The sequence below is a fragment of the Streptomyces sp. NPDC047017 genome, assembly GCF_040644175.1.
Lineage (GTDB): Bacteria > Actinomycetota > Actinomycetes > Streptomycetales > Streptomycetaceae > Streptomyces.
Genome location: NZ_JBEYVW010000006.1, coordinates 195,176 through 215,385, shown reverse-complemented (window position 1 = coordinate 215,385; position 20,210 = coordinate 195,176). Strand labels below are relative to the sequence as shown.

General features: G+C 70.1%; 15 protein-coding genes and 1 pseudogene. 10 read left to right on the top strand and 6 right to left on the bottom strand.

Features of this window, described 5'->3' with window-relative positions; all coding sequences use genetic code 11:
- Positions 1 to 4: 4 nt before the first annotated feature.
- A pseudogene (locus ABZ858_RS12795) lies at positions 5 to 751 on the bottom strand (transposase family protein).
- A gap of 444 nt (positions 752 to 1,195) precedes the next feature.
- On the opposite strand from ABZ858_RS12795, the gene ABZ858_RS12790 reads away from it, so the two are divergent.
- The 7 genes from ABZ858_RS12790 (at position 1,196) to ABZ858_RS12760 (ending at position 10,289) form a co-directional block, all read left to right on the top strand.
- Positions 1,196 to 1,417: a hypothetical protein gene (locus ABZ858_RS12790; protein WP_361375743.1), complete on the top strand. Its 222-nt coding sequence runs from the start codon at positions 1,196 to 1,198 to the stop codon at positions 1,415 to 1,417.
- Positions 1,418 to 1,473: 56 nt separating this feature from the next.
- A complete protein-coding gene (locus ABZ858_RS12785; protein ID WP_361375740.1) occupies positions 1,474 to 2,127 on the top strand; it encodes a restriction endonuclease in 654 nt (217 codons plus the stop codon).
- 34 nt (positions 2,128 to 2,161) lie between these two features.
- On the top strand, positions 2,162 to 2,548 hold the full coding sequence (locus tag ABZ858_RS12780; RefSeq protein WP_361375737.1) for a hypothetical protein: 387 nt from the start codon (positions 2,162 to 2,164) through the stop codon (positions 2,546 to 2,548).
- Complete coding sequence (locus tag ABZ858_RS12775) at positions 2,545 to 6,243, top strand: AAA domain-containing protein (RefSeq protein WP_361375734.1); 3,699 nt, start codon at positions 2,545 to 2,547, stop codon at positions 6,241 to 6,243. The genes ABZ858_RS12780 and ABZ858_RS12775 overlap by 4 nt, the downstream gene beginning before the upstream one ends.
- Before the next feature lie 184 nt (positions 6,244 to 6,427).
- On the top strand, positions 6,428 to 7,264 hold the full coding sequence (locus ABZ858_RS12770; protein ID WP_361375731.1) for a vWA domain-containing protein: 837 nt from the start codon (positions 6,428 to 6,430) through the stop codon (positions 7,262 to 7,264).
- Positions 7,261 to 8,106, top strand: coding sequence for a hypothetical protein (locus ABZ858_RS12765; protein ID WP_361375728.1), 846 nt, complete (start codon positions 7,261 to 7,263; stop codon positions 8,104 to 8,106). The genes ABZ858_RS12770 and ABZ858_RS12765 overlap by 4 nt, the downstream gene beginning before the upstream one ends.
- Before the next feature lie 2 nt (positions 8,107 to 8,108).
- A complete protein-coding gene (locus ABZ858_RS12760; RefSeq protein WP_361375725.1) occupies positions 8,109 to 10,289 on the top strand; it encodes an AarF/UbiB family protein in 2,181 nt (726 codons plus the stop codon).
- A 104-nt stretch (positions 10,290 to 10,393) separates the two neighbouring features.
- On the opposite strand, the gene ABZ858_RS12755 is transcribed toward ABZ858_RS12760, so the two are convergent.
- Positions 10,394 to 11,746, bottom strand: a complete 1,353-nt coding sequence (locus ABZ858_RS12755) for a M14 family zinc carboxypeptidase (protein ID WP_361375722.1) — start codon at positions 11,744 to 11,746, stop codon at positions 10,394 to 10,396.
- A 288-nt stretch (positions 11,747 to 12,034) separates the two neighbouring features.
- On the opposite strand from ABZ858_RS12755, the gene ABZ858_RS12750 reads away from it, so the two are divergent.
- The 3 genes from ABZ858_RS12750 (at position 12,035) to ABZ858_RS12740 (ending at position 15,370) form a co-directional block, all read left to right on the top strand.
- A complete protein-coding gene (locus ABZ858_RS12750) occupies positions 12,035 to 13,228 on the top strand; it encodes a ThiF family adenylyltransferase (protein WP_361375719.1) in 1,194 nt (397 codons plus the stop codon).
- Positions 13,225 to 14,469: a hypothetical protein gene (locus ABZ858_RS12745; protein WP_361375716.1), complete on the top strand. Its 1,245-nt coding sequence runs from the start codon at positions 13,225 to 13,227 to the stop codon at positions 14,467 to 14,469. Before ABZ858_RS12750 ends, ABZ858_RS12745 begins: the two co-directional genes overlap by 4 nt.
- A 184-nt stretch (positions 14,470 to 14,653) precedes the next feature.
- Positions 14,654 to 15,370: an FAD binding domain-containing protein gene (locus ABZ858_RS12740; RefSeq protein WP_361375713.1), complete on the top strand. Its 717-nt coding sequence runs from the start codon at positions 14,654 to 14,656 to the stop codon at positions 15,368 to 15,370.
- Between the two features lie 34 nt (positions 15,371 to 15,404).
- Here ABZ858_RS12740 and ABZ858_RS12735 read toward each other — a convergent pair whose 3' ends face one another.
- The 4 genes from ABZ858_RS12735 to ABZ858_RS12720 form a co-directional block, all read right to left on the bottom strand.
- A complete protein-coding gene (locus tag ABZ858_RS12735; RefSeq protein WP_361375710.1) occupies positions 15,405 to 16,616 on the bottom strand; it encodes a helix-turn-helix domain-containing protein in 1,212 nt (403 codons plus the stop codon).
- A gap of 244 nt (positions 16,617 to 16,860) precedes the next feature.
- Positions 16,861 to 17,811, bottom strand: coding sequence for a hypothetical protein (locus ABZ858_RS12730; protein WP_361375707.1), 951 nt, complete (start codon positions 17,809 to 17,811; stop codon positions 16,861 to 16,863).
- 79 nt (positions 17,812 to 17,890) lie between these two features.
- Positions 17,891 to 19,534 carry a DUF6801 domain-containing protein gene (locus ABZ858_RS12725; protein ID WP_361375704.1) on the bottom strand — a complete coding sequence of 548 codons (1,644 nt, stop codon included), beginning with the start codon at positions 19,532 to 19,534 and terminating at the stop codon, positions 17,891 to 17,893.
- Positions 19,531 to 20,163: a hypothetical protein gene (locus ABZ858_RS12720; protein ID WP_361375701.1), complete on the bottom strand. Its 633-nt coding sequence runs from the start codon at positions 20,161 to 20,163 to the stop codon at positions 19,531 to 19,533. Before ABZ858_RS12720 ends, ABZ858_RS12725 begins: the two co-directional genes overlap by 4 nt.
- Positions 20,164 to 20,210 lie beyond the last annotated feature (47 nt).

The window sequence follows — 20,210 nt, the reverse complement described above, 5'->3', positions numbered from 1 at the left end:
CTTTTCAGCGTTGCCTCTCCAGGGTGAGGACAGCTTGGCGATGACGGTCATGCGGCTGGGGCTGATGCGTGACCTGCGGAAGACCTGCCAGGACTTCAGCCGTGCCATACCGTGTTCGACCGGTGCCCTCGCCACGGCCAGGGCTCGGTTGACGGTGTGCTGGGTGAGGGTGAGTTCACCGCCCGGTGGCCGTTTGAGTCCGGTGGTGACCCGGCGACCGGCGCCCTGGTAGGCGCGGTCGGCGAGGGTCGGGATGCCCTGACGCTCGCAGATCCGGATGATGCGGTGGGTGCGGGCTGCGGTCAGGTCATGGATGCGGCCCGGCAGCGCGGGCGAGATCCACAGGACCTCACTGGTGGGGTCGGTGACGACCTGGACGTTCACTCCGTGCCGGCGGTGCTTGGCCGAGTAGTCGGCTCGGCTGTCGCCGACGCAGTCGCACTCGGCCGGGGTCCCGTCCAGCAGGACGGACTCCGGAGCGTGCTCGCGCAGAGTCTTGAGCAGGCCAGGTGCCCGTTCGGCGAGCAGGCCGGTCACGGCGGTGACATACGCGTGGGCGGTGCCGCCGGATATCGCGAAGCCGGATGCGATCCGGGTGAGGGTGTCGTGACGGTGTGGGTACACCAGAGCGACGAGAGCACGCTGGTGTGGCGGGAGTTTGCACCGTCGGTCACCTCTCACGCGTGACGATGAGCATCGTGACCCACTCGACGAGGGCATGCAGGTCGAGTGCGGCAGTATAGGGAGCCAACGAGGCTCCTGTGCCGGGGGGTTGAGGCTTCGCACACCTCCCCCAACGGCACGGGGACTTCGTACGTTGCGGCCCTCACCTCAACCTCACCGGCGTCACCCAATCAGCGGCCACGCTGAAAACGCTCAGTGATCTATGAGTCCGGCCGCAGACCTGCGTTGACCGGAACGGCATCGGATGCGTACAGCAGCGTAGCCGAAGGGCACGAGATCTGGCAGCTCGTGCAGGCGTTCATAAGGCGCACCTGGGCTCCTCGCCACGGCAGGCGACGTTCGCGCTGTCGTGGGGTCGCTGCGGTGCACCACAGGGGCTCACGAGGAGAGCAAGTCGGTCGTCATCGCGCCTATGCGCCCTGCTTTTCGACCAGTTCGGCTGAAGAAGTACTGGTCGCGGTGTGAGCTTGACAGGTACTTATTGAGGCTTGCTCGGGGAACGGGGGATCCGGTGCTGCTCGTCATAGCGTCGCTGGTGGTCAGCGGGATCGCGCTGGTGTCGCGCTGTGGGGGGCCGACGACCTTCCATCGGCCATGTCGCCGCAGACGCAGGGGCTTGTTCGCGCGCTGCCGAGATCACGCCTTCACTTTGGTCACGATCACCGACTGGGCCGGACTCGCGCTGTTCGGTCTGGCCTTTGGTGTGTGGGTCCTCTTCGGGGCGACCGTCTGATGCGGCGCCGACGAAGCCAAGGGGGATGGGCCGCGGTTCCTCGGGGGGTGTGGGGCGTGGTCGCCTTCGCCGGGGTAGCCGGTCTGTGGCGGGCGGCCCAGCAGTGGCCAGTACGCACGGGGCTGATGCTGACCGTGGTAGCCCTGGCACTGGGGCTGAAAGCGGGCTGGCCGACCGCACGGAGATGGTTCGGCCGGTCGGAGCTTCCCGCGGGACTCGTGCGCTACTCACTGGCGCATCTCGATGGCTTGGATCCCCAGGCGTTCGAGTTGGCGGTCTGCTCCTTGCTGCGCAGAGACGGACTGGCGGCGGAGCATGTGGGCAGGGCGGGTGACAAAGGCGCCGACGTGCTCGTCGTCGATCGTTCACGACGACGGGTCGTCGTTCAGTGCAAGCGGCTGCGACCGGATCGAAGGGTCGGGGACCAGGACGTGCAGCGGGTCAACGGCACGTATCGCCACGACCATGGGGCCCATTTCGCGGTGATCGTCACCACCGGAGGCTTCACGTCAGCGGCAAGAGCCAGCGGCCCACGTTACGGAATTCACCTGGTGGACCGGGACGCTCTGGAGAGATGGGCGGACCTGGGCGAGCCGTTGTACGGCATCCTGCAGATCGCGGACCAAGGTGCCAAGCGAAGGCGCTGGGCGCTTGGATCGGGGTGGGCAGGAGGCGTCACCAGTGTGTCGTCGCCTCAGCATCGTCCGTGATCCACACAGACAAGTTGTCGGTACGAGGGAGAACATGTCCGACGAGATCGGGTCCACTCGGATCCAGGTGTTCGGGGCCGACCCGCAGCACGCAGAGCTCGAAGCGAAGGAGCTCCGTGAGGTGCTGAACCGGCTGGACGGCGCCGAGGCGCGCTTTGCTCCGCCTGAAGCACCGCGACGAGGCACGGAGGGCGCGAAAGGGTCGCAATTGGTGACCCCGGAGGTGGTGCTCATTCTCACCACGGGCACCCTTGCCCTGGCGAGGACCGCCATCAGAGCGTGGGTCGAGGTCCGCAAGAGCCGCAAGGTACGCGTCGTGCATTCCGACGGGACGGTCATGGAGTTCCAGGGCGGAGTGTCCGGGCGTGAGGTGAAGGCGTTGCGGGACAGTCCGGGCACCGGCCCGGGAGATGCGCGATGAGCCGTAAACATGCCCTGCTAGTGGGCACTGCCGCTTACGAGGACGTGACCTTTCCGGGCCTGCCCTCCGTGCGGGCGGATGTTCACTACCTGAGTCAGGTCCTGGAGATGCCCGCCGTCGGAGGGTACGAGGAGTGCGAACAGGTCGAGGACTCGTCGAAGGCGGCGATCAAGCAGGCGGTCGAGCGGTTCCTGGCGGAACGCGAGCCGGACGAACTGGTAGTGCTCTATCTCAGCGGCCACGGGGCCTACGACCGTGAGGACGGTCAGCTGTACTACATCACCACGGACACCGAAGCCGACCGACTGCAGCAGACCGCCCTCGAAGCCTCCTTCGTGACCGACCAGTTGGAGAAGTGCGCGGCTCGGCGCAAAGTCCTGTTGCTCGACTGCTGTTTCAGCGGCAGCGCCGTGCAGGGCTTCCGTAGCAAGGGCGGCACGCACTCGGGCTCCTCGCCGGTCGTCGAAGCCGGCGGAGTGCATGTCATCACCGCGTCACAGCACTGGGAGCAGGCATTCACCACCGATGCGGACCAGCCCTCGCAGTTCACCAGAGCCATCGTCGAGGGGCTGCACACGGGACAGGCAGACCTCGACGGCGACGGACAGGTGTCCGCCAACGACCTGTTCCGGTACATCAGCCGTGACTTGCAGAAGGCACCAGACGGACGTCGGCAGACCCCGACTCAGTCCAGCCTCCATGTGACGGGCGACATCTATCTTGCCCGGGCCGCCGCCGGCCGTCAGATCCCGGCCCTCAAGCCACTGCCTTCCGGGCTCACCGCAGTCGACGACGGTGCCGGAGTGATGACACCGGCGCCGGTCAAAGCCACCGAGGCAGCACACGACGACTCCGTTTTCACCCCTGTCGAATGGACGCGGCTGCTGGCGTACTACCAGCACTGCCTGGAGGCGGAGAACGCGACCGACGAACTGCTGCCACTGGTGGGCAGCGAACCCCCACGGGTGGTCTGGCCGACGGGAGAGGAAGTCCTGCTGTCCGGCGTACAGACCACGGTGCAAGCGCCGGAGCGCGTCGCGGACCTCGCCGAGCGCGCCCGCAAGGAAGGCACCGACCTCTGGTACGGGTACCCGGTCGCTGTCCTCTACGAGGGCAAGCGGCAGGTGTGCGCCCCACTCGCCATGCGCCAGATCGAGGTCGAACGCGGTCCCCAGGGGCGCAGTGTGGTCACACCCACGGGACCGATCGTCCTGCATCCCAAACTCGTCCTCGACCGGCTCGGAAAGGACGAAGGCAACGAACTGCTTGCCGCGTACCAGCCCAACTGGCGGCCGGGGTTCCGGGAGGACATGGTCCGAGACCTGCGCAGCCTGCTGCAGGAGCTGGGACTGCCCGACACGGAGCACCTCGATCCGGGATCGCTCGGCGATGGCGGATCGCTGTACGCCGCGCACGAAGGCGCCCGCAATGTGGCGATCGTCTTCGCCGCACGGACGGACTCCGCCGCCACTGCTCAGCTGATGAAGGACCACAGAACGCTGCGACACAGCGTCGAGCAGTTCGCGGGCACCGCACTCGGAGCATTCACCGCGCCGACGGACCCGGAAGCGGACGCGGGCGGCGAGCAGGACGTGCAGGTCGTCGCTCCGCTCGAACTGAACGAAGGACAGGAGGCGGTCATCCGGGCCGCCATGGTCCGTAAGCTCACGGTCGCCACCGGTCCGCCTGGAACCGGGAAGAGCCAGCTCATCGTCAACGCGGTCGCCACGGCCAGAGCGGCAGGCCAGACAGTCCTTGTCGCGTCGACCAACAACAAGGCGGTGGACGAGGTCTGGGAGCGCTGCGAGGCCCTGGCGCCGGGACTGCTGGTACGCACGGGGAACCAGGCCGCCGTCGAGCATGAAGTGCGGACGCTGGAGCAGCTGACCCGCAGTGCACAGCCACACCAGTCCTCCCCGTTGTGCCGGGGCGAACTGCGGAACCACCTGCGGAGGCAGGAGGCCCTGCGGCGTCGATTCGCCGAGATCGCCGGTCGGGAGCGGGAACTGGCCGATCTCGGTCGGCTGCGCTTCTCCTACGCCGACCGACACCACAGCGATCTCATGGCACTCAGTACGGCACTGGGCGACGAGGTGTCCCTCGGCCGGTGGCTGCGCCGAGCTCGCACGGCGGCCCGCCTAGGCATCTTCGGCGGGTGGCTGCGAAGCCGGTGTGTGCGCGGCCTCGCGCCGCTGTCTGCGCAAGCTGCCCCAGAAGGCCAAAACTTCGCCGACCTGCTGTCTTTCGTGGAGGCCGAAGTCGCCTGGCGGCGGAAGAGCGCGGAAGCCGATGCGGCGACGGACGACTCCCAACTGCTGACGATGCTCAGGGAGACCGATCGACAGGTCCGGCAGACTGCGGCGGATCTGCTGCGGGCGTTGGTGGCCGAGCAGGCGATGGCCGCGCGAGCGGCCATCCATGAGCGCGTCGAAGCCGTGAAGTCACGGTCTCCGCGGCAGTGGTCCTCCCTGGAACGGATCCTGCCCCAGGTGTCGGGGTGGGCTGTCACCGCGAGGTCTCCACGGCGATTCCGGGACAGAGCCGCCCTCTTCGACCTTGTCATCATCGACGAGGCCAGCCAGTGCGCCACGGCGGATGTGCTGCCCTTGCTCTTTCGCGCCCGCCGTGCACTCGTGATCGGCGACCCCATGCAGTTGCGGCACATCACGACGCTGCAGCCTCGGCAGGAGGCGGAGGCACACCGTGGAGCGGGATTGCGAGCAAGCTGGATCGAAGAGCACCGGCTCGAGCATCGCCGCTACTCCGCGTTTCACGCGGCTGCCCAGGCAGCCGGGAAGACTCTGCTGCTGGACGAGCACTTCCGTTGTCACCCGGACATCGCCGGGATTTCCAATCGGCATTGTTACGGTGAACGGCTGACCATCCTCACCGAGCCGCGATCGCTGCGACGCCTCGACGGAGTCGAGGCCGTCCAGTGGCTCGATGTGACGGGAACGGCCCGCAAGGGCAGCAACGGGTCGTGGGTGAATCAGGAGGAGGCGGATCGCGTCTGTCTCTCGGTGGAGCGGCTGCTGATGCGGCTTCCCGAAGGTTCGACGGTAGGGGTCGTCACCCCCTTCCGGGCCCAGAAGGATCTGATCGCCGTGCGCTGGAAACACGAACCGCGTGTGCGGGTGGGGACGGTGCACACATTCCAAGGAGGGCAGCAGGACGTGATCCTCCTGTCACTCGTCGCGAGCGCGAGCATGCGCCCGAGTGCGGTCAACTGGCTCTGCCGCGAGGTCAACCTGTGGAACGTGGCCATCACTCGCGCTCGCTCGCATCTCATCGTCTTCGGCGACCGCGACTTCTGGTCGCTCCGTGCGGGCATGCCCCGTGCGTTGCTGGATGCTGCTGAGGCCAAAGCCACGCTGCCTTCGGCCGTGACCTCCGGACAGCAGGATGAGCTTGTCGGTGACCGGCTCCAACTCATGCTGGCCGACACGATCCCCGGGATCCTGCTGGACCGGAACGTCACGGCTGACGGCTACCCCTACGACTTCGACGTCCGCCGAGGCACGGGCGTCGCACAGGTTCGCCTGGACCACGGGGCGACCGCCGGCGCGGAAAGCGCCCGTCACCTGCGGCTCGCGCTCGTCCACGCGGCCTTGCTGCCGAACGGCGTGCGGCTGCCTGCCTGGCACGTGTGGGCCGACCGGCCGGAGCGAGTGACCGCCCGGCTCAGCGATGGATGAGGGACTGCGCGGGACAGGCCGGAAGAAGGCGGTAACGCAGTATGCCTCCATAAGCCAAGGACCTCGCATTAGCATGGGGTCGGGGGATCTCGGTGCCTCAGCCCGCGCGCTGAAGGCCGGCACGCCAGCATGTCGTGCGAGCTTCTCCGACGACCGATTTCTTCGCAGTCCGCAGGAGCCCGACGTGCCCTACACGGCAGAGATCAGCCGCAGCAATCCGACGAGCATCATCTTTCTGGTCGATCAGTCGACGTCCATGAGCGACCCCATCGGCGGCGAAGTACCCCAGCAGAAAGCCGATGTTGTCGCCGACGCCATCAACCGGCTCCTCACTGAGCTCTCGGTCAAATGCGCGAAGGAAGAAGGCGTCCGCGACTACTTCCACGTCGCCGTCATCGGCTACGGCGCCACCGTGGGCTCGGCGTTCGCCGGCTCGCTCGCCGGCCGGGACATCGTCCCCCTGAGCGAGGTGGCGGACAATCCGGCTCGCGTCGACGAGCGAAGCAAGAAGGTGCCCGACGGCGCCGGTGGCCTGGTGGAGACCGCGGTCAGCTTCCCCTTGTGGATGGACCCGGTCGCCCACGGCGGGACCCCGATGAACCGTGCGCTTCAGTACGCCGAGAGCCTTGTGGCCGCCTGGACCGAGCGTTACCCGGCAGGCTTTCCCCCCATCGTCATCAACTTGACCGACGGCGAATCGACCGACGGTGATCCCACCGCGGCCGCCGAGGCCATCACCGCGCACGCCACGGCCGACGGAGCGGCGCTGCTGTTCAACCTGCACGTGTCCGCCGCGGGCGGAACTCCCACGGCTTTCCCCGACTCACCCGACGGCCTGCCCGACAACTACGCCCGAACGCTGTTCGCCATGTCGAGCCCGCTGCCCAGCCACATGCGTTCCTACGCCGCCTCGCAGGGTCAGCGGGTCAGTGAGACCACCCGTGGCTTCGTCTACAACGCGGACATCACCACGGTCGTGCAGTTCCTGGACATCGGAACCCGCGCCACCGAGCTGCGGTGACGACGTCCACCTCATGCGTGTACGTCACGCACCTCGTGGCCCCCAAACTCGGAAGCACGGACGCGGAATGTGAGGACGCCGTCGCTGTGTTTCCCGGCTGCTCACACGACCACATGCTGCGGGAGCCGCTCACCGCGGGCGTCTGCGACGGGGCGACAGAGAGCGCGCTGGCCAAGGACTGGGCCCGTCTGCTGTCCCGCACGGCGGCCGAACACGCGATGGAACTACCGGACGTGCTGACAGGCGGAACGGCCTTCGAGGAGTTCGCGTCGTCGGTAGTGGCTCGGTGGGAGCCCTGGCTCGTGTGGTACACACAGGCGCGCCATGCGGAGGGGCGTCCGTTGAAGTGGTACGAGCACACCAAGATCGCAGACGGTGCCTACGCGACGCTGCTGACGGTGCGCGTCGATCCGGATGATTCCCACGCCGATGCAACCGAACCGACTTGGCACTGGCGTGCCGCCGCCCTGGGGGACAGCTGCCTGTTCCATTTGCATGAGAACCGGTTGGTGCGGGCCTTTCCGGTGGCGGCCGTCGAGGAATTCGGCACGAGCCCCGACCTCTTCGGCAGCCGTAACCACGACGCGGCATTGCTGGCCCGCCGCACAAGGTTCACGGAGGGCCGGTGCGAAGCGGGCGATCGGCTGCTCCTGATGACCGATGCCCTGGCCGCATGGCTCCTGTCGGCTGGGGACCAGGATGACGCCGTGAAACAGTTGCTGGAATTCACCGGGCCCGACGACCTGGACGGGTTCAAGGACTGGCTGAACGGTTTGCGGGGCTGCCGGCGTCTGCGCAACGACGACGTCGCGTTCGTGCGCATCGATTTCGAGGGGCGGTAAGCGTGGGTTCGGCCACTGGCGCGCAGCGTCAGTTTCCCACAGGCGCCGCCTACGCGGAGGCGCTGCAGCATACCCAGCTGTGCTTCCATCACCCCGAACTGAGAGGCGCACAGCCGGAGCTGACCAAGCTTGGTCTGCCCCGTGCCGTCTCCGGGGCCTTCGCGAGCGTCTTCTCGCTGACCTCGGTCACATCGGGCCAGCGGTACGCGATCAAATGCTTCACTCGTCATGTCCCGGACCAGGAACTTCGCTATCAGGCCATCAGCTCCCGACTCGCGCAGCTGAACCCGGCCGAACTCTCACAACCGTGGAATCTGGGATTCGAGTACCTGCCCGACGCCATCAGCGTCGGGCAGGACCGCTACCCGGTCCTGAAGATGGATTGGGTCGAGGGTGTCACCCTGTCCTCCTGGCTCGACGACAACCACAGCCACCGTTTCGCCGTCGAACGTCTGGCTGACCGGTTCGAGGCCCTGATCCGTGACCTGGCGGCCCACGAGATAGCGCACGGCGACCTCCAGCACGGCAACCTGCTCGTCGCCAGTGATGACACGCTGCGCCTGGTCGACTACGACGGCATGTATGTCCCGGCGCTGGCCGGTATGAGCGGCACTGAGCGGGGACACCGCAACTACCAGTCCCCCTTACGAGGCAATGATGATTTCGGAGCGACGCTGGACCGGTTTTCCGCTTGGGTGATCTTCTTGTCGCTCAAGGCGATCGCCACCGATCCCGCGCTGTGGAATGGGCTGCATGATCCCAGTGGCGAGTTCCTGCTGCTCACCGAGGAAGACTTCAAGAATCCCGGTGGCTCCACGAGGCTGCAGGCGCTGCTGGCGCACCCTGACCGGATGGTGAGTGGGCTCGCCGGCCAAGTCCGGTCCTTCGCCTGCCAGCCGTTGGACGTGCTGCCTCCGCTCGCCCCAGCCGTGACCAGACAACAGACCGCCACAACAGCGGCCTCAGGGATATCGGCCTCTGGCACAGCCTCCCCTCCTGGCACAGGCGGACTGCCCGGATGGATGACCGGGCACGTCCCCGCGCAGACCGCGGCGACCCCGACCGCCTCTTCGGACACCGCACCAGCTGGCTTTCGTACCCGGGGGCCTTTGGATGTGACCACAGCTGTGTTCTGGCCATTCATGCTGGCTGCGACCGTCCTGATGGTCCTCGCCGGGTTCTCGGTATCACTGATCGGGTCGGGTGTGCCCGTCCTCGCCGCCATCGCGCTCACGGCATTCGCCCGAGGCCGTCGAACGGAGCAGACGCAGTCACGGGCCTTTCTGGCCAAGCTGACGAACGAACTGGCCCAGCTGGACGACCCGGCCAAGGCGGGCGAGAAGCTGCGCAAGGACCGGGCGAAATTCGACGCGGCGGAGGCCAAGCGGACCGCGGCCTATCCACGAGCTCAGGACAGGCTCACAGCCCGGTACCACGGTGAGCTCAAGGAGGCCGAGAAGCGCCGGGTCCGCAAGCAGCGCGACATGGACAAGAAGATCGACGAGCTGTCGGACGAACTCCGTAGGAGCTTGGCCAAGGCACTCACCGACAAGCAGTCCGCGTATGTGCGGGATCAGCTCAGCCGACGGCTGATCGTCCAGTCTCCGCCGCATGGCATCGGACCGAAGCTTGCCGCCCGGCTGGCCGCGGCGGGCATCCGTACAGCAGCTGACTTCACCGGCTACCGGCCTGTGCAAAATACGCACTACAACAGTACGGGCGCCGCGCTCGTGTTGAGCAGCGGCCGTGTCATCGACGTACACGGCATCGGCGAGACCAAGGCCATCGCCCTCGATGCCTGGCGGAAACGCCTGGTCACCTCGGCCCAGGCTCGGCAGCCTACCGCGCTCAGCACATCAGAGCGACAGCTGATCGAGCAGGGAGCCGCCCGCCGCCAGGCTCAGTTCGGCGCTCAGCGCCGGGCTGTGGAGACGGAGACCGAGGCGTTGCGCGTGAAAGCGCGGAAGCAGATGGAAGAAGATCAGGAGCGGCTCAGGCGAGAGCATGCTCTCGCCTGCGATCAGGCGCGACAGCAGCAACAGGAGTTCAGTCGGCGCACGATCGCTCTCCAGCAGGACAGCGCTCTCCACAGGACACTGAGCGAGACTGTCGAGGCTGCCAAGCTCCGTCAGCGCGGGCTGTCATTGGCACGCTACCTGCGTTTCCTCTACATCGGCCGCTGAGCACATGCTCGATCGCGGACAACAGCGGTGTGGAGATGGTGGCGTCTGGCATCACGCGTTGCGTTGGTGACAGCTGCCGCACATGCCCGGAAGCTGGAAGGCCTTCACCGAGCGGCCTTCAGCGCACTCTCAGCGCAAGCCAGCACCGTCCGCGTCTGGTGTTCCACCTGGTGGGGGATGGGCACCGGGCGCAGTCCCAGGGACCGCTCGAAATCCGTGCACCACGTGGTGAAGAGGTCGTCGAGTTCGGTGTGCAGGGGGCCGGCGGCGGGGGCGTCCGATGCCTTCAGCAGGCGGAGCAGGAGGCCGGCCGCGCGGAGTGGCTGGCGGCGGGCGACGATGTTCAGGGCGGTGATGTGGGCCGTGGTCAAGGGGTGCTCGGTGGGTGGTGCCGAGGCGATTTGCCGGGCCAGGGGTGCCCAGGATTCGGCGACCAGGGCGTAGAGGCCGTCGGACATCCACTCCACCACGCGTCTGAGGGGGTTCTCCTCGGCCGGTGGCAGGAAGGGGCGGGCCCGGTCGAGGACCGCGGTCACCTGGCGGCCACCGGTCAGGACCAGTTCGGTCAGGTCGCGCAGGGCCTGGTGGGGCCGGGGGTACGGGGACAGGTCCTCGGTCGGGTCCGCCGCCCACAGGGGTACCTCGACGATGGCTGTGACGCCGCCGTAACGCTGCGGGGCGCACCAGGTGGAGCGGCCGATGTTCTCCGAGCCGGCCGCCAGCCGGCCGGTGCTGTCCGGGGGCGGCAGGACGTAGACCGCCGGGCTGGGGTTCTCCCAGTACAGGGCGTCGTACGTGCCGTGCTGGAGGGGGATGCCGAGGTCTGCGGCGGACTTCTCGAAAGGAGCGGCGAGTCCGGGGAGGTCGCCGGTCAACTGGACCCATGTGCCGCCCACATCGGTGCTGTGCAGGGAGCACTGGAGGACCGGGCGCAGGTCGTCGATGACGTCGAACAGCGCCTGGCTCTCCGGGAGATGATGCCCGACGATCGGCGCCCACTCCGGCTGCTCCGCGGCGATCGGACGGTAGGTGGTGCCGTAGTACGACTTGAGGGTGGGGGTGGGGGCAGGGGGTGCTCCCTCGCTGTCCGCTTCTCCCGCTTCTCCCGCTTCTCCCGCTTCTCCCTCTTGTCCCGCTTCGCTCAGTGCCGCGCCGTCCGGGTCCAGGCACAGGATGATGTCCCAGGTGACCAGGGCGGGGTCGGTCGCCGCGGACAGGCTCTCGCCGCGCGCCACCCGCTCCGCCAGCGCCAGCGCGCTCGCGCCGCCGACCGGCTCGTCCGGGTGCGGGCCGGCGACCACCAGGACGTGGTGCGGGCCGTGTCCCACGGACAGCATCAGGACCGGGCGGCCGGCCCGGGACGTGCCCACCGGGCGCAGAACGGCCGTCGCGGGGAAGCGGGCGACCAGCCGGCGCGCCGCATCGGTGACCTCCGCGACCGTGGGGTAACGCTCCATCGTCCGAGTCCGAGTCCGAGTCCGAGTCCGAGTCCGAGTCAGGGGCAGAGTCTGCGTCCGGGTCAGGAGCCGCCGTTGCCGCCGCTCTCGCCGGTGGTCTCCTTCTTGTCCAACGGACGGATCTCGATCTTCTTCGGCATACCGTGTCCTTCCGGTGCTGAGCGGGGCGTGCGGGAACTGGGCGTGCTCTTGAATGGGGCGCGCCCTTGCCAGAGTTCGTGCCGGGAGTGACGGTTGTCAACGACTGGTGCCGCCGGAGGGCCCGGTGCTGACGAGATTGGCGCGAAGATGACGGTGCGAGAGATGCGACGGCCCCGGATCAAGCCGGAACACCGGGCCTATCGGACGGTGGACGGCCATGTGCGGATCGGCAGCGTCGTCCACGGCATCGGCTCCGAGGTCAAGGACCCCGACGGCTGGGTGTGGACGCTGGTCGAGGCCATGGACGGCACCCGGGACACCGCGGAGATCGTCGCCGAGGTGTCCCGCCGCCACCCCGGACCGCGGCTGCCGGCCGCGGACATCGTCCAGGCGATGACGGACCTGACCACCGCCGGGTTCGTCGAGGACGCCGGTGCCGCGCCGCCGGTGGAACTGTCCGAGCGGGAACGCGAGCGCTACAGCCGGGGCATGACGCTGCTGCGCTGGATGGATCTGCGGCCCAGGCAGAGCGCGTGGGAGCCGCAGCTGCGGCTGCGGCGCGCCCGCGTCCTGCTGGTCGGCGTCGGCGGTACCGGTGGCACCGCGGCACGGGATCTGGTGGCCTCCGGAGTGGGGCTGCTGCACTGCGTCGACCCGGATGTCGTCGAGCTGTCCAACCTCAACCGGCAGACGCTCTTCCGCGAGCACGACCTCGGCAGGCCCAAGATCGACGCGGCGCTGGCGGCGTTGCGTGCCCTGAACTCGGACACGACGGTCACCGGCGAGCGCCGGGAGGTACGCGGTCCCGAGGACCTCGAAGCCCTGCTGGCCGGCGCCGGTGGCCGCGGCGACGGGCCCGCGTACGACGTGCTGCTGCTGGCCGCCGACCGCCCCGCCGTGATCCGCAGATGGGCCAACCGGGTCTGCCTGGCCGCCGGTACACCGTGGGCCGAAGCGGGCTACCGCGGCCCGCTGGTGAGTGTCGGGGTCTTCACGCCCGGCCGGGGCGCCTGTTGGGAGTGCCTGCGCAGCGCCGAGACGGAGCGGCGTGATCTGCGGCTCGCGCCCGGCCAGGACGAGGACGCCGCCTCGCCCCGTATGCCGTGGAACCCGGTCAACGCCATGACCGCGGGCCTGTCCGGAAGCCTGCTGGCCCATGCCGCCGTCTCGCTGCTGTGCGGCATCCCGCCGGTCGATCCCGGATACCGGTTCGGCCTGAACCTCATGGTGCCCGGGGAGGCGATCGAGCAGCGCTCGGGCCGTCGCCCCGACTGCCCCGCCTGCCGAGCGGAATCGGCCGAGACCGAGGCCGAGGCCGCGGGAGCGGGCACCCCCGCATGACGGGCACCGCGGCGGACGGGAGCCCCCGGATCGAGCCGTCCACCCGCGTCCTGCTGCACGGCCTGGCGGTGCGGCGTGACCGGGACGAATGGATCGTGGGTCGCATGGCCACCCGTACCTTCGTCGCCCTGCCGGCGGCCGGGGCACGGGCGGTGGAACTCCTGGGCGCGGGGCTCAGCGTGGCCCGCACGGCGTGGACGCTGTGTGACGAGACCGGCGAGGAGTTCGACGTCGCGGACTTCGTCGGGGACTTGGCCGCCCTCGGGTTCGTGGCACGCATCGGGGACGTGCCGGTGCCGGACGGCGAGCCACCGCGCGCCTCCCTGCCGTGGCTGCGTCCGCGCCACGCCCGGTTCGCCCTGCACCCGGCGCTCCCCGTGCTCGCCGGAGCGCTGCTGGCGGCCGCCGTGGCCGTCCTGATCCGCCGTCCCGCCCTGCTGCCGGGCTATCGCGACCTGTTGTGGAGTCCGCATGGCGGCCTGGTGCTGCTCACCGGGGCCGCGGCCGGGTGGGCGCTGCTGCTGGCCCATGAGCTGGCGCACCTCGTCACCGCCCGTGCCGCGGGCGTGCCGGGACGGATGCGGCTGGGCACCCGGCTGCAGTTCCTCGTCATGCAGACCGACATCAGCGGCATCGAACTCGCGCCGCTGCGCCATCGGCTGACGGCCTACCTGGCCGGTATCGCCCTCGACCTGTCCGTCGCCTCGGCCCTGGTCCTCCTGCTCGCCGGGACGGACCCCGGCGCGACGGCCCACCGGCTGCTCAGCGCGGCCCTGCTGCTGGCCCTGCTGCCGCTGCCCTTCCAGCTCATGGTGTTCACCCGCACGGACCTGTACTTCGTCCTCCAGGACCTCACCGGCTGCCGGGACCTGTACGGCGACGGCCTCGCCTACGCCCGGTACGCGGTCCGGCGGGCGGTGCGATCGCCGCGCCCCGGGCCGGCCGGCGGGACCGGCGATCCGAGCGCCCGGCTGCCGGCCCACGAGCGCCGGGCGGTCCGCCTCTACAGCGTCGTCCTGGCGGCCGGCACGGTGGTGTGCCTGGCGTTCATGGCCGCCGTCACCCTTCCCGCCGACGTCACCCTGCTGGTCCGCGCGGCGCGGGGGCTGGGGCCGGGGCACGGCCTCGCGGGCAGCGCCGACTCGGCGGCGGTGCTGATCGTCCTGGGCGGGGTCAACGTCCTGTGGGCGGTGACCCGGTGGCGCGACCACCGGTCACGCCGGTCCGCGGGCACGGCCTGAGAGGGGCGGTGCCCGCACGCCGGGGAGGACGCGGGCGGCACCGGTGGGCCGTCCTCCCGGCATGCGCGTACGAGCCCTGTACGCGCCCCCCGTCGTGCGGCGAGAATGCGCCGTGTCGGACGGGCGGGCGGGCGAGAGGTTCCGCCGCCCACCGCTCACTTTCCAGGAAGGCAGGTCGGCCGCGGTGCTGCTACGTCTGCCCAGGTCCGTGTCCGAAGCGCAGGAGTGCCTGGCCGAGGGGGCGGTCCCGGTCGGCGGGGCCACGCTCGTGTGGGCCACCTGGCAACGGGACGGCTTCCCCGACCAGGCCATGTCGCTGCGCGAACTCCCCGAGGCCAACGTCCTCGGCCCGGAGGAACTGGGCGCCGCGGTGGTGCTGCACCGGATCGACGAGCGGGTGCCGGGCGTGCTGCGCCGGGCCGCCGCCACGGTGGGCACCGGGGCCGTGCGCCGGGCGGCGACGGTCGGCGGCAACCTCGTGGGCAGCTCACTGCGCTGCCTGCTGCCCGCCGCGCTGGTGCTCGACGCCCGGGCGCTCGTGCTGGACGCCGACGGCGTGCACGACACCGACCTGGCCGAGGTGACGGCCAAGGGTCCCGTGCTGCTCGGCCTGCGCTGGCATACGCCCGTCGCCGACGCGTACCGCAAGCTGCCCGGCGCGGCGGGCGGGCCGCCGCCCCTGGTCGTGGCGCTGGCCGTGCACACCGACGGCACCGGCCGGCATCGGCTGCACGTCGCCGTCCGCGACGGTTACGACGTGCTCAGCGGCAGCACCGGCTGCGACCCCGGCGTGCGGGGCGTGGGGCAGGCGCTGCGCACCCTGCGCGCCTCGGTGTTCAGCGAGCTTTCCGGGGCCGCGTGGGAGGTCGTGGGGCAGGAGGCCGGGGGCATGGACTTCTGACACCCCAGGTCACCGGGCGGCGCCTCGCCGCGTCTCACTCCTCGCCGTCGCGGCCCCGCAGGTGCAGGAACCGCAGGGCCGCCTCCAGGGCGAAGCGGTGGTCGGGGTCGGCGAGCCGGTCACCGAGCCGGGAGTCCAGGTTGCGCAGCCGGTAGCGGACGGTCTGGGCGTGCACACCCAGGATCTCCCCGACCTGCTCGGCCGGTGCCCGGGTGGAGACGTGCACGCGCAGCGTCTCCACCAGCCGCTCGCGCCGGTTGGCGGGCACGGTGTCGAGCGGGGCCAGTTCCCGGGCCGCCAGGTGGCCCACCAGGGCCGGGTCGGACAGCAGCCACAGCGTCACCATGTGGTCCTCGCAGCGCACCAGGGGAGCGTCCGGGACCACGCCCTCGTCGATCAGCTGGAGGACGCGGCGCGCCCAGCGGATGGAGTCGGCGGCCTGGGCGAGCGGTACGGTCAGGCCCGCCACGGCGTGCGCGCCGGCCAGGGCCGCGTCCAGCATGGTGCGGCGTTCCGCGGTCAGCTCCCCGGGGACGAGCAGATGCGGCTGCGGGATGTCCAGATCCGCGAGGACGTCCCCGGCGAGAGCCGCCTCCAGGTGGTCGGGGGCCGGTGAGCGCAGCGCGACGAGCGTGGCGGTGGCGGGCAGCGGCCAGGCGGCGGCCTCGCACAGCCCGGACACGGTCGACTGGGGCAGCGGCGGGGCGGCGAGGATGAGGTGCAGCAGTTGCCTGCGCAGCGCGGACACCTCGGTGGAGGCCCGTGACTGCACCTCCAGGTAGCCCTCGCGGGAGACCGCCTCCAGCTCCTCGACGTAGGCGAACAGGGCGTCGGCGAAGGCGAGGATGACGGTGGGGGAGAGGTTGTACTGCCGGCCCACCGCCTTGGCGCGGCGCAGCGCGATCCGGGCGCCGAGCCGGTACGCCCCCTGGAGGGTGTCGAGTTCCCGGCCCTCGTACGCCTCGACGCGGCCGAACTTGCGCAGCAGTTCGTCGCGGAGTACCGAGTTCCGGCCGGGGTCGGCGACCCGGTCCACGAAGGCGGACAGGGCCTGTTCGACGCCCTGCCGGATGGCGTCCGCGTTGGGGCCGTCGAGCAGGCGGCCGTAGACCGGATAGGCGCGGGTGACCTCGATGCGTATCTCCTTCATGAGCCCGGGTAATTCCGGGCGCATGAAGGCCGCGAACTCCTTGGGCAGGGGGTCGAGCGGCTCTCCGACCTCCGGCGTCCGTACGGTTGACGGCATGAGTTGGTCGTCCCTCGCTCTCCGACGCGCCCGGTGGGGGGACCGGCCGTCCGCCGCCCGCGGCGATGGCGGGTGACGGACGGCCGGTCGTCAGGTGCAGACCTGTGTGAAAGGTGAAGCTAAATCAACTTCCTTGATACGTACACAGGTTGAGCACACATTGGTGCCGCGGGGCGGGTGCGGGCTGCCGGGACGGCTGATAATCGCTCCCGTGCGGCCATTACTGGTCGGCGGGGTGCCGGGCCTACCTGACGGCGGAGTGCCAGGCCTGGGCGAGGTCCTTGCCGGCGTCCGGCGCGACCGTGCCGGGAGCCAGCAGGCCCGCCAGCGAGGTCTGCGTGTCGTTGAGCGTGAGGCTGTTCTTGCCGGCGGCCGACGGCAGGCCCGTCTTGAGGTTGACCGCCGCGTCGATCAGCCCGAACAGGCCGAGGCCGCAGCCGCTCGCGCCGGGCACCGCGAAGGTGCTGTCGCTCTGGGTGGCGCCGGTGAGGTTGATCCGGCTCATGTCACCGTCGTCGGCCACGGTCCCGTCGCCCTTGAAGAACGTCATGCCGAAGTCGGGCAGGTTCAGGTTCTTCGGGCGCAGCACGATCGGGTTCGACTTGGAGCCGATGTAGCAGTTGGAGCCCAGGAACGGGTTCTGCAGGTGGATGCGGACCGGGATGGAGACGATCGGCTTGTCGGTGAGGATGCCCGCGGTCTGGTCGAAGTCGCTGGGCGAGCCGATGGACTCCACGGTGGCCGTGATCTTGTTGAGGCTGCTGCCCGCGATCTGATTGCAGATCACCGTGACCGCGGGGATGTTGCTCGGGCACATCAGGCCAAGGAGCCCGCCGGGCACGGTCGCCGAGTCCGCGATCAGCGCACCGGCGGCCGGGGCCACGACACTGCTGGTGCCGTCCGAGTTCTGCACCACCCCTATCTGGAGGTCGGTGCGGCCCGTGGTCACCGTGGTGTTGCCCAGCTTGATGGAACCGCTCGCCGAGGTGGACACCACGCACTGCGGGGTCTGGGCCAGGCCGTCCGCGGCCAGCATCGCGGGGGCGTCCACGGGACAGCGGGTGAAGGGCGCCCACTCGCCGTTGAGCTGGGTGGTCGCGGCGGTGGCCGTGCCCACGGCGGCGAACGAGCCGAGGGCGGTGCCGAGCGCGGTGACGGTGGTGACGAGTCCGGCGCGGCGGGAGAATCTGGTCATGGGTGCCTTCCCTGAGAGGTCGGGGCGGAGGGTCGGGGGCGGAGGGCCGAGGGTGGAGGGCGCGGGGCGGTGGCGGGGCTCAGCGCTGGGGAACGGGGATCTTGATCGGCTGCTTGTCGTCGGTGCATTCGGTGCCGTACTGGGGCTCGGCCTGGCCGCACGTCTGGCCCTGGATCTGCTTGATGTAGTTGTCCGGCCCGGAGACCGAAGCCGTCAGCAAGGGGTCGAGGTCCTCGCCGCCGCTACCGCAGCCGGTGAACGCGGGGACGGTCATCGAGCCGTAGAGCGGACCGCCGCTGAGCAGGAGATAGCCCGTGGCGTTCTCGCCGGAGCCCATCTCCGTCCTGCCGTGCAGCACGAGATGGTCTCCGGGGTGGTTGGCCGGTTCCGGGTCCTTCGAGGCGAGCGGCGTGCGGGTCCGGCAGGACGGTCCCACGTCCAGGGGCGTGCCGTTGACCGTCAGGGAGGTGATGTGGAGCACCAGCGGGACCCGGATGTAGCTGTCCAGATACAGGGGGGAAGTGTCCAGGTAACCGAGGGAATCGACGGCCAGCGGACCCGTCTGCTCCAGCACCATGGTGGCTGTCGCCGGGACGAAGTCGAAGGTCAGGAACGTCGCCTTGAACGGCGGGCTCTGCGCCTTGCCCTGGTAGTAGAGCTGGCCCTCGGAGTGCTGCGTGAGGATGGGGCGGCCGTCCGGTGACATGTCGATCAGCGCGTCGCCCTGTTCGACGAAGGTGCAGGACACCGGGAGCAGTGCCGCGGCCTTCTGCTTCCTTACGTTGGTGTAGCCCGTGATGTACGCGTTCAACGACTTCGACGTCGCCGGATGGTGCTCGTCGTACCGGCACGGTGGTACGCCGCTGCGGTCCGTGGTGCTGCCGGGGGTGTCCCCGGCGACCTTCGGGGCGCGCCCGTGCGGTGGAGCGCCGGGCTGCCCGGACGGCTGTCCGGAGGGCGCGGACGACGTGGACGGCGTACCGGAGCCGGCGGGGGAGGCGGACGGTGAGCCGCTCGACGCGGGCCCGACCGGCACGGTGGCCAGCAGGCCGTGTCCGGCCGCGTCCTTGTCGAGGGCGCAGGCGACCGTGAGCGGGGCGGGAGCGGGGGCGGTACCGGTGGTGGTGCCCGTGGTCGTACCGTCGGGCGTGGTCACGGCGAGGTCGACGGCCAGGTTCCCGGCGGAGAGCGTCAGGTCGCCGGCGCTCTGCCCGGTCACCGAGGGGACGTCACCGGTCGCGGTCAGGGTGAGCGGACCCGACTCGGGGACGGTGACCGCGGCGGCCGTGCCGCGCCAGGTCGCCTCGGCCGTGGCGTCGTTCTGGGCGACCCCGACGATGAGACGGGTGGCGGCCTGGATCCCGGACCCCTTCGGCACCTTGAGATCCGCCACCGCCGCCGCCGGGAGTTCCACGGTGGTGGTGACGTCCGCGGGCCGGATCGCCTCGCCGGGCGCCACCCGGTCCGGGAAGGCCGCCGAGACCCGTACCGTCGCCTTCTGCGGCCCGGACGGGAGCGCGCACACATAGGGCAGCGCGGTATCGACGTGCTGGGTGCCGGCGGTGGCGACCGCGGCCGGGACCATGGCGGCGAGCACGACGAACGCGGCGGTCGTCGCGGTCCGGGCGCGCAGGCGCGGAGTGCGCCGTGCGGCCGCGCGGGGGACCGTCGTCCGCTGCTCCGCCCGGCTCGTCCCGGAAGGGGCTGTGGAGGGGCGCCTCACGGGTTGGTGCCGGTGATCGTCGGGATGGTGTCCGTGCCGGTCACCCTGACGGTGTAGTTGCCCTTGAAGGTGGGCTTGGTGGCGGTCGTGATGAGGGTGCCGCAGTTGGAGGCCCAGGTGACGGTCAGTTCGCCGGGCGCGTTGGCGACGGACAGGACGCCGGTGGAGTTGGTGTACGAGCTGGACGCCTTGCCGGCCATGGTGAAGACACAGGCGCCCACCGACACGCGGGCGTTGATGTCGTCGACGTAGCCGGTGGTGACACCGGTCGAGGGGTGGTGGTCCTGGGCGACCACCGACCAAGGGGTGCTGGGGGTGATCGTGAAGTTTCCCAGGAGGCTGCTGCAGGGTGACGTGCCGGTGCCGATGGTCGCGGCCCTGATGCTCCCCACCTCGGCCGGATTGCCGCTGCCGCCGGTCAGGGTGCCGGACGCGCCGGACGCCGTGCACGTCATCGGGACGCCGGTGACCAGGACGACATTCCCGCTGTTGACCGCCGTGAAGCCGGCCGGCGACGGGCTGACGGTCCAGACCGTGGACGGGTTCGCGGCGGCGGGGGCGACGGCGATGCCGGCCGCTGCCGCGCCCGCGCCCACCGCGACGGCGGCCCTGCCGAGGGACCTCTTCATGACTGGGTGACTCTCCTTCTTCCGGACGGTGCCGGCCGGGGCGGTGC

Bases quoted from the DNA above. Each gene is read 5' to 3' on its own strand.
- ABZ858_RS12735 (WP_361375710.1), bottom strand. From the start codon at position 16,616: ATGCCGTCAACCGTACGGACGCCGGAGGTCGGAGAGCCGCTCGACCCC.
- ABZ858_RS12720 (WP_361375701.1), bottom strand. From the start codon at position 20,163: ATGAAGAGGTCCCTCGGCAGGGCCGCCGTCGCGGTGGGCGCGGGCGCG.
- ABZ858_RS12750 (WP_361375719.1), top strand. From the start codon at position 12,035: ATGACGGTGCGAGAGATGCGACGGCCCCGGATCAAGCCGGAACACCGG.
- ABZ858_RS12745 (WP_361375716.1), top strand. From the start codon at position 13,225: ATGACGGGCACCGCGGCGGACGGGAGCCCCCGGATCGAGCCGTCCACC.
- ABZ858_RS12755 (WP_361375722.1), bottom strand. From the start codon at position 11,746: ATGGAGCGTTACCCCACGGTCGCGGAGGTCACCGATGCGGCGCGCCGG.
- ABZ858_RS12775 (WP_361375734.1), top strand. From the start codon at position 2,545: ATGAGCCGTAAACATGCCCTGCTAGTGGGCACTGCCGCTTACGAGGAC.
- ABZ858_RS12780 (WP_361375737.1), top strand. From the start codon at position 2,162: ATGTCCGACGAGATCGGGTCCACTCGGATCCAGGTGTTCGGGGCCGAC.
- ABZ858_RS12730 (WP_361375707.1), bottom strand. From the start codon at position 17,811: ATGACCAGATTCTCCCGCCGCGCCGGACTCGTCACCACCGTCACCGCG.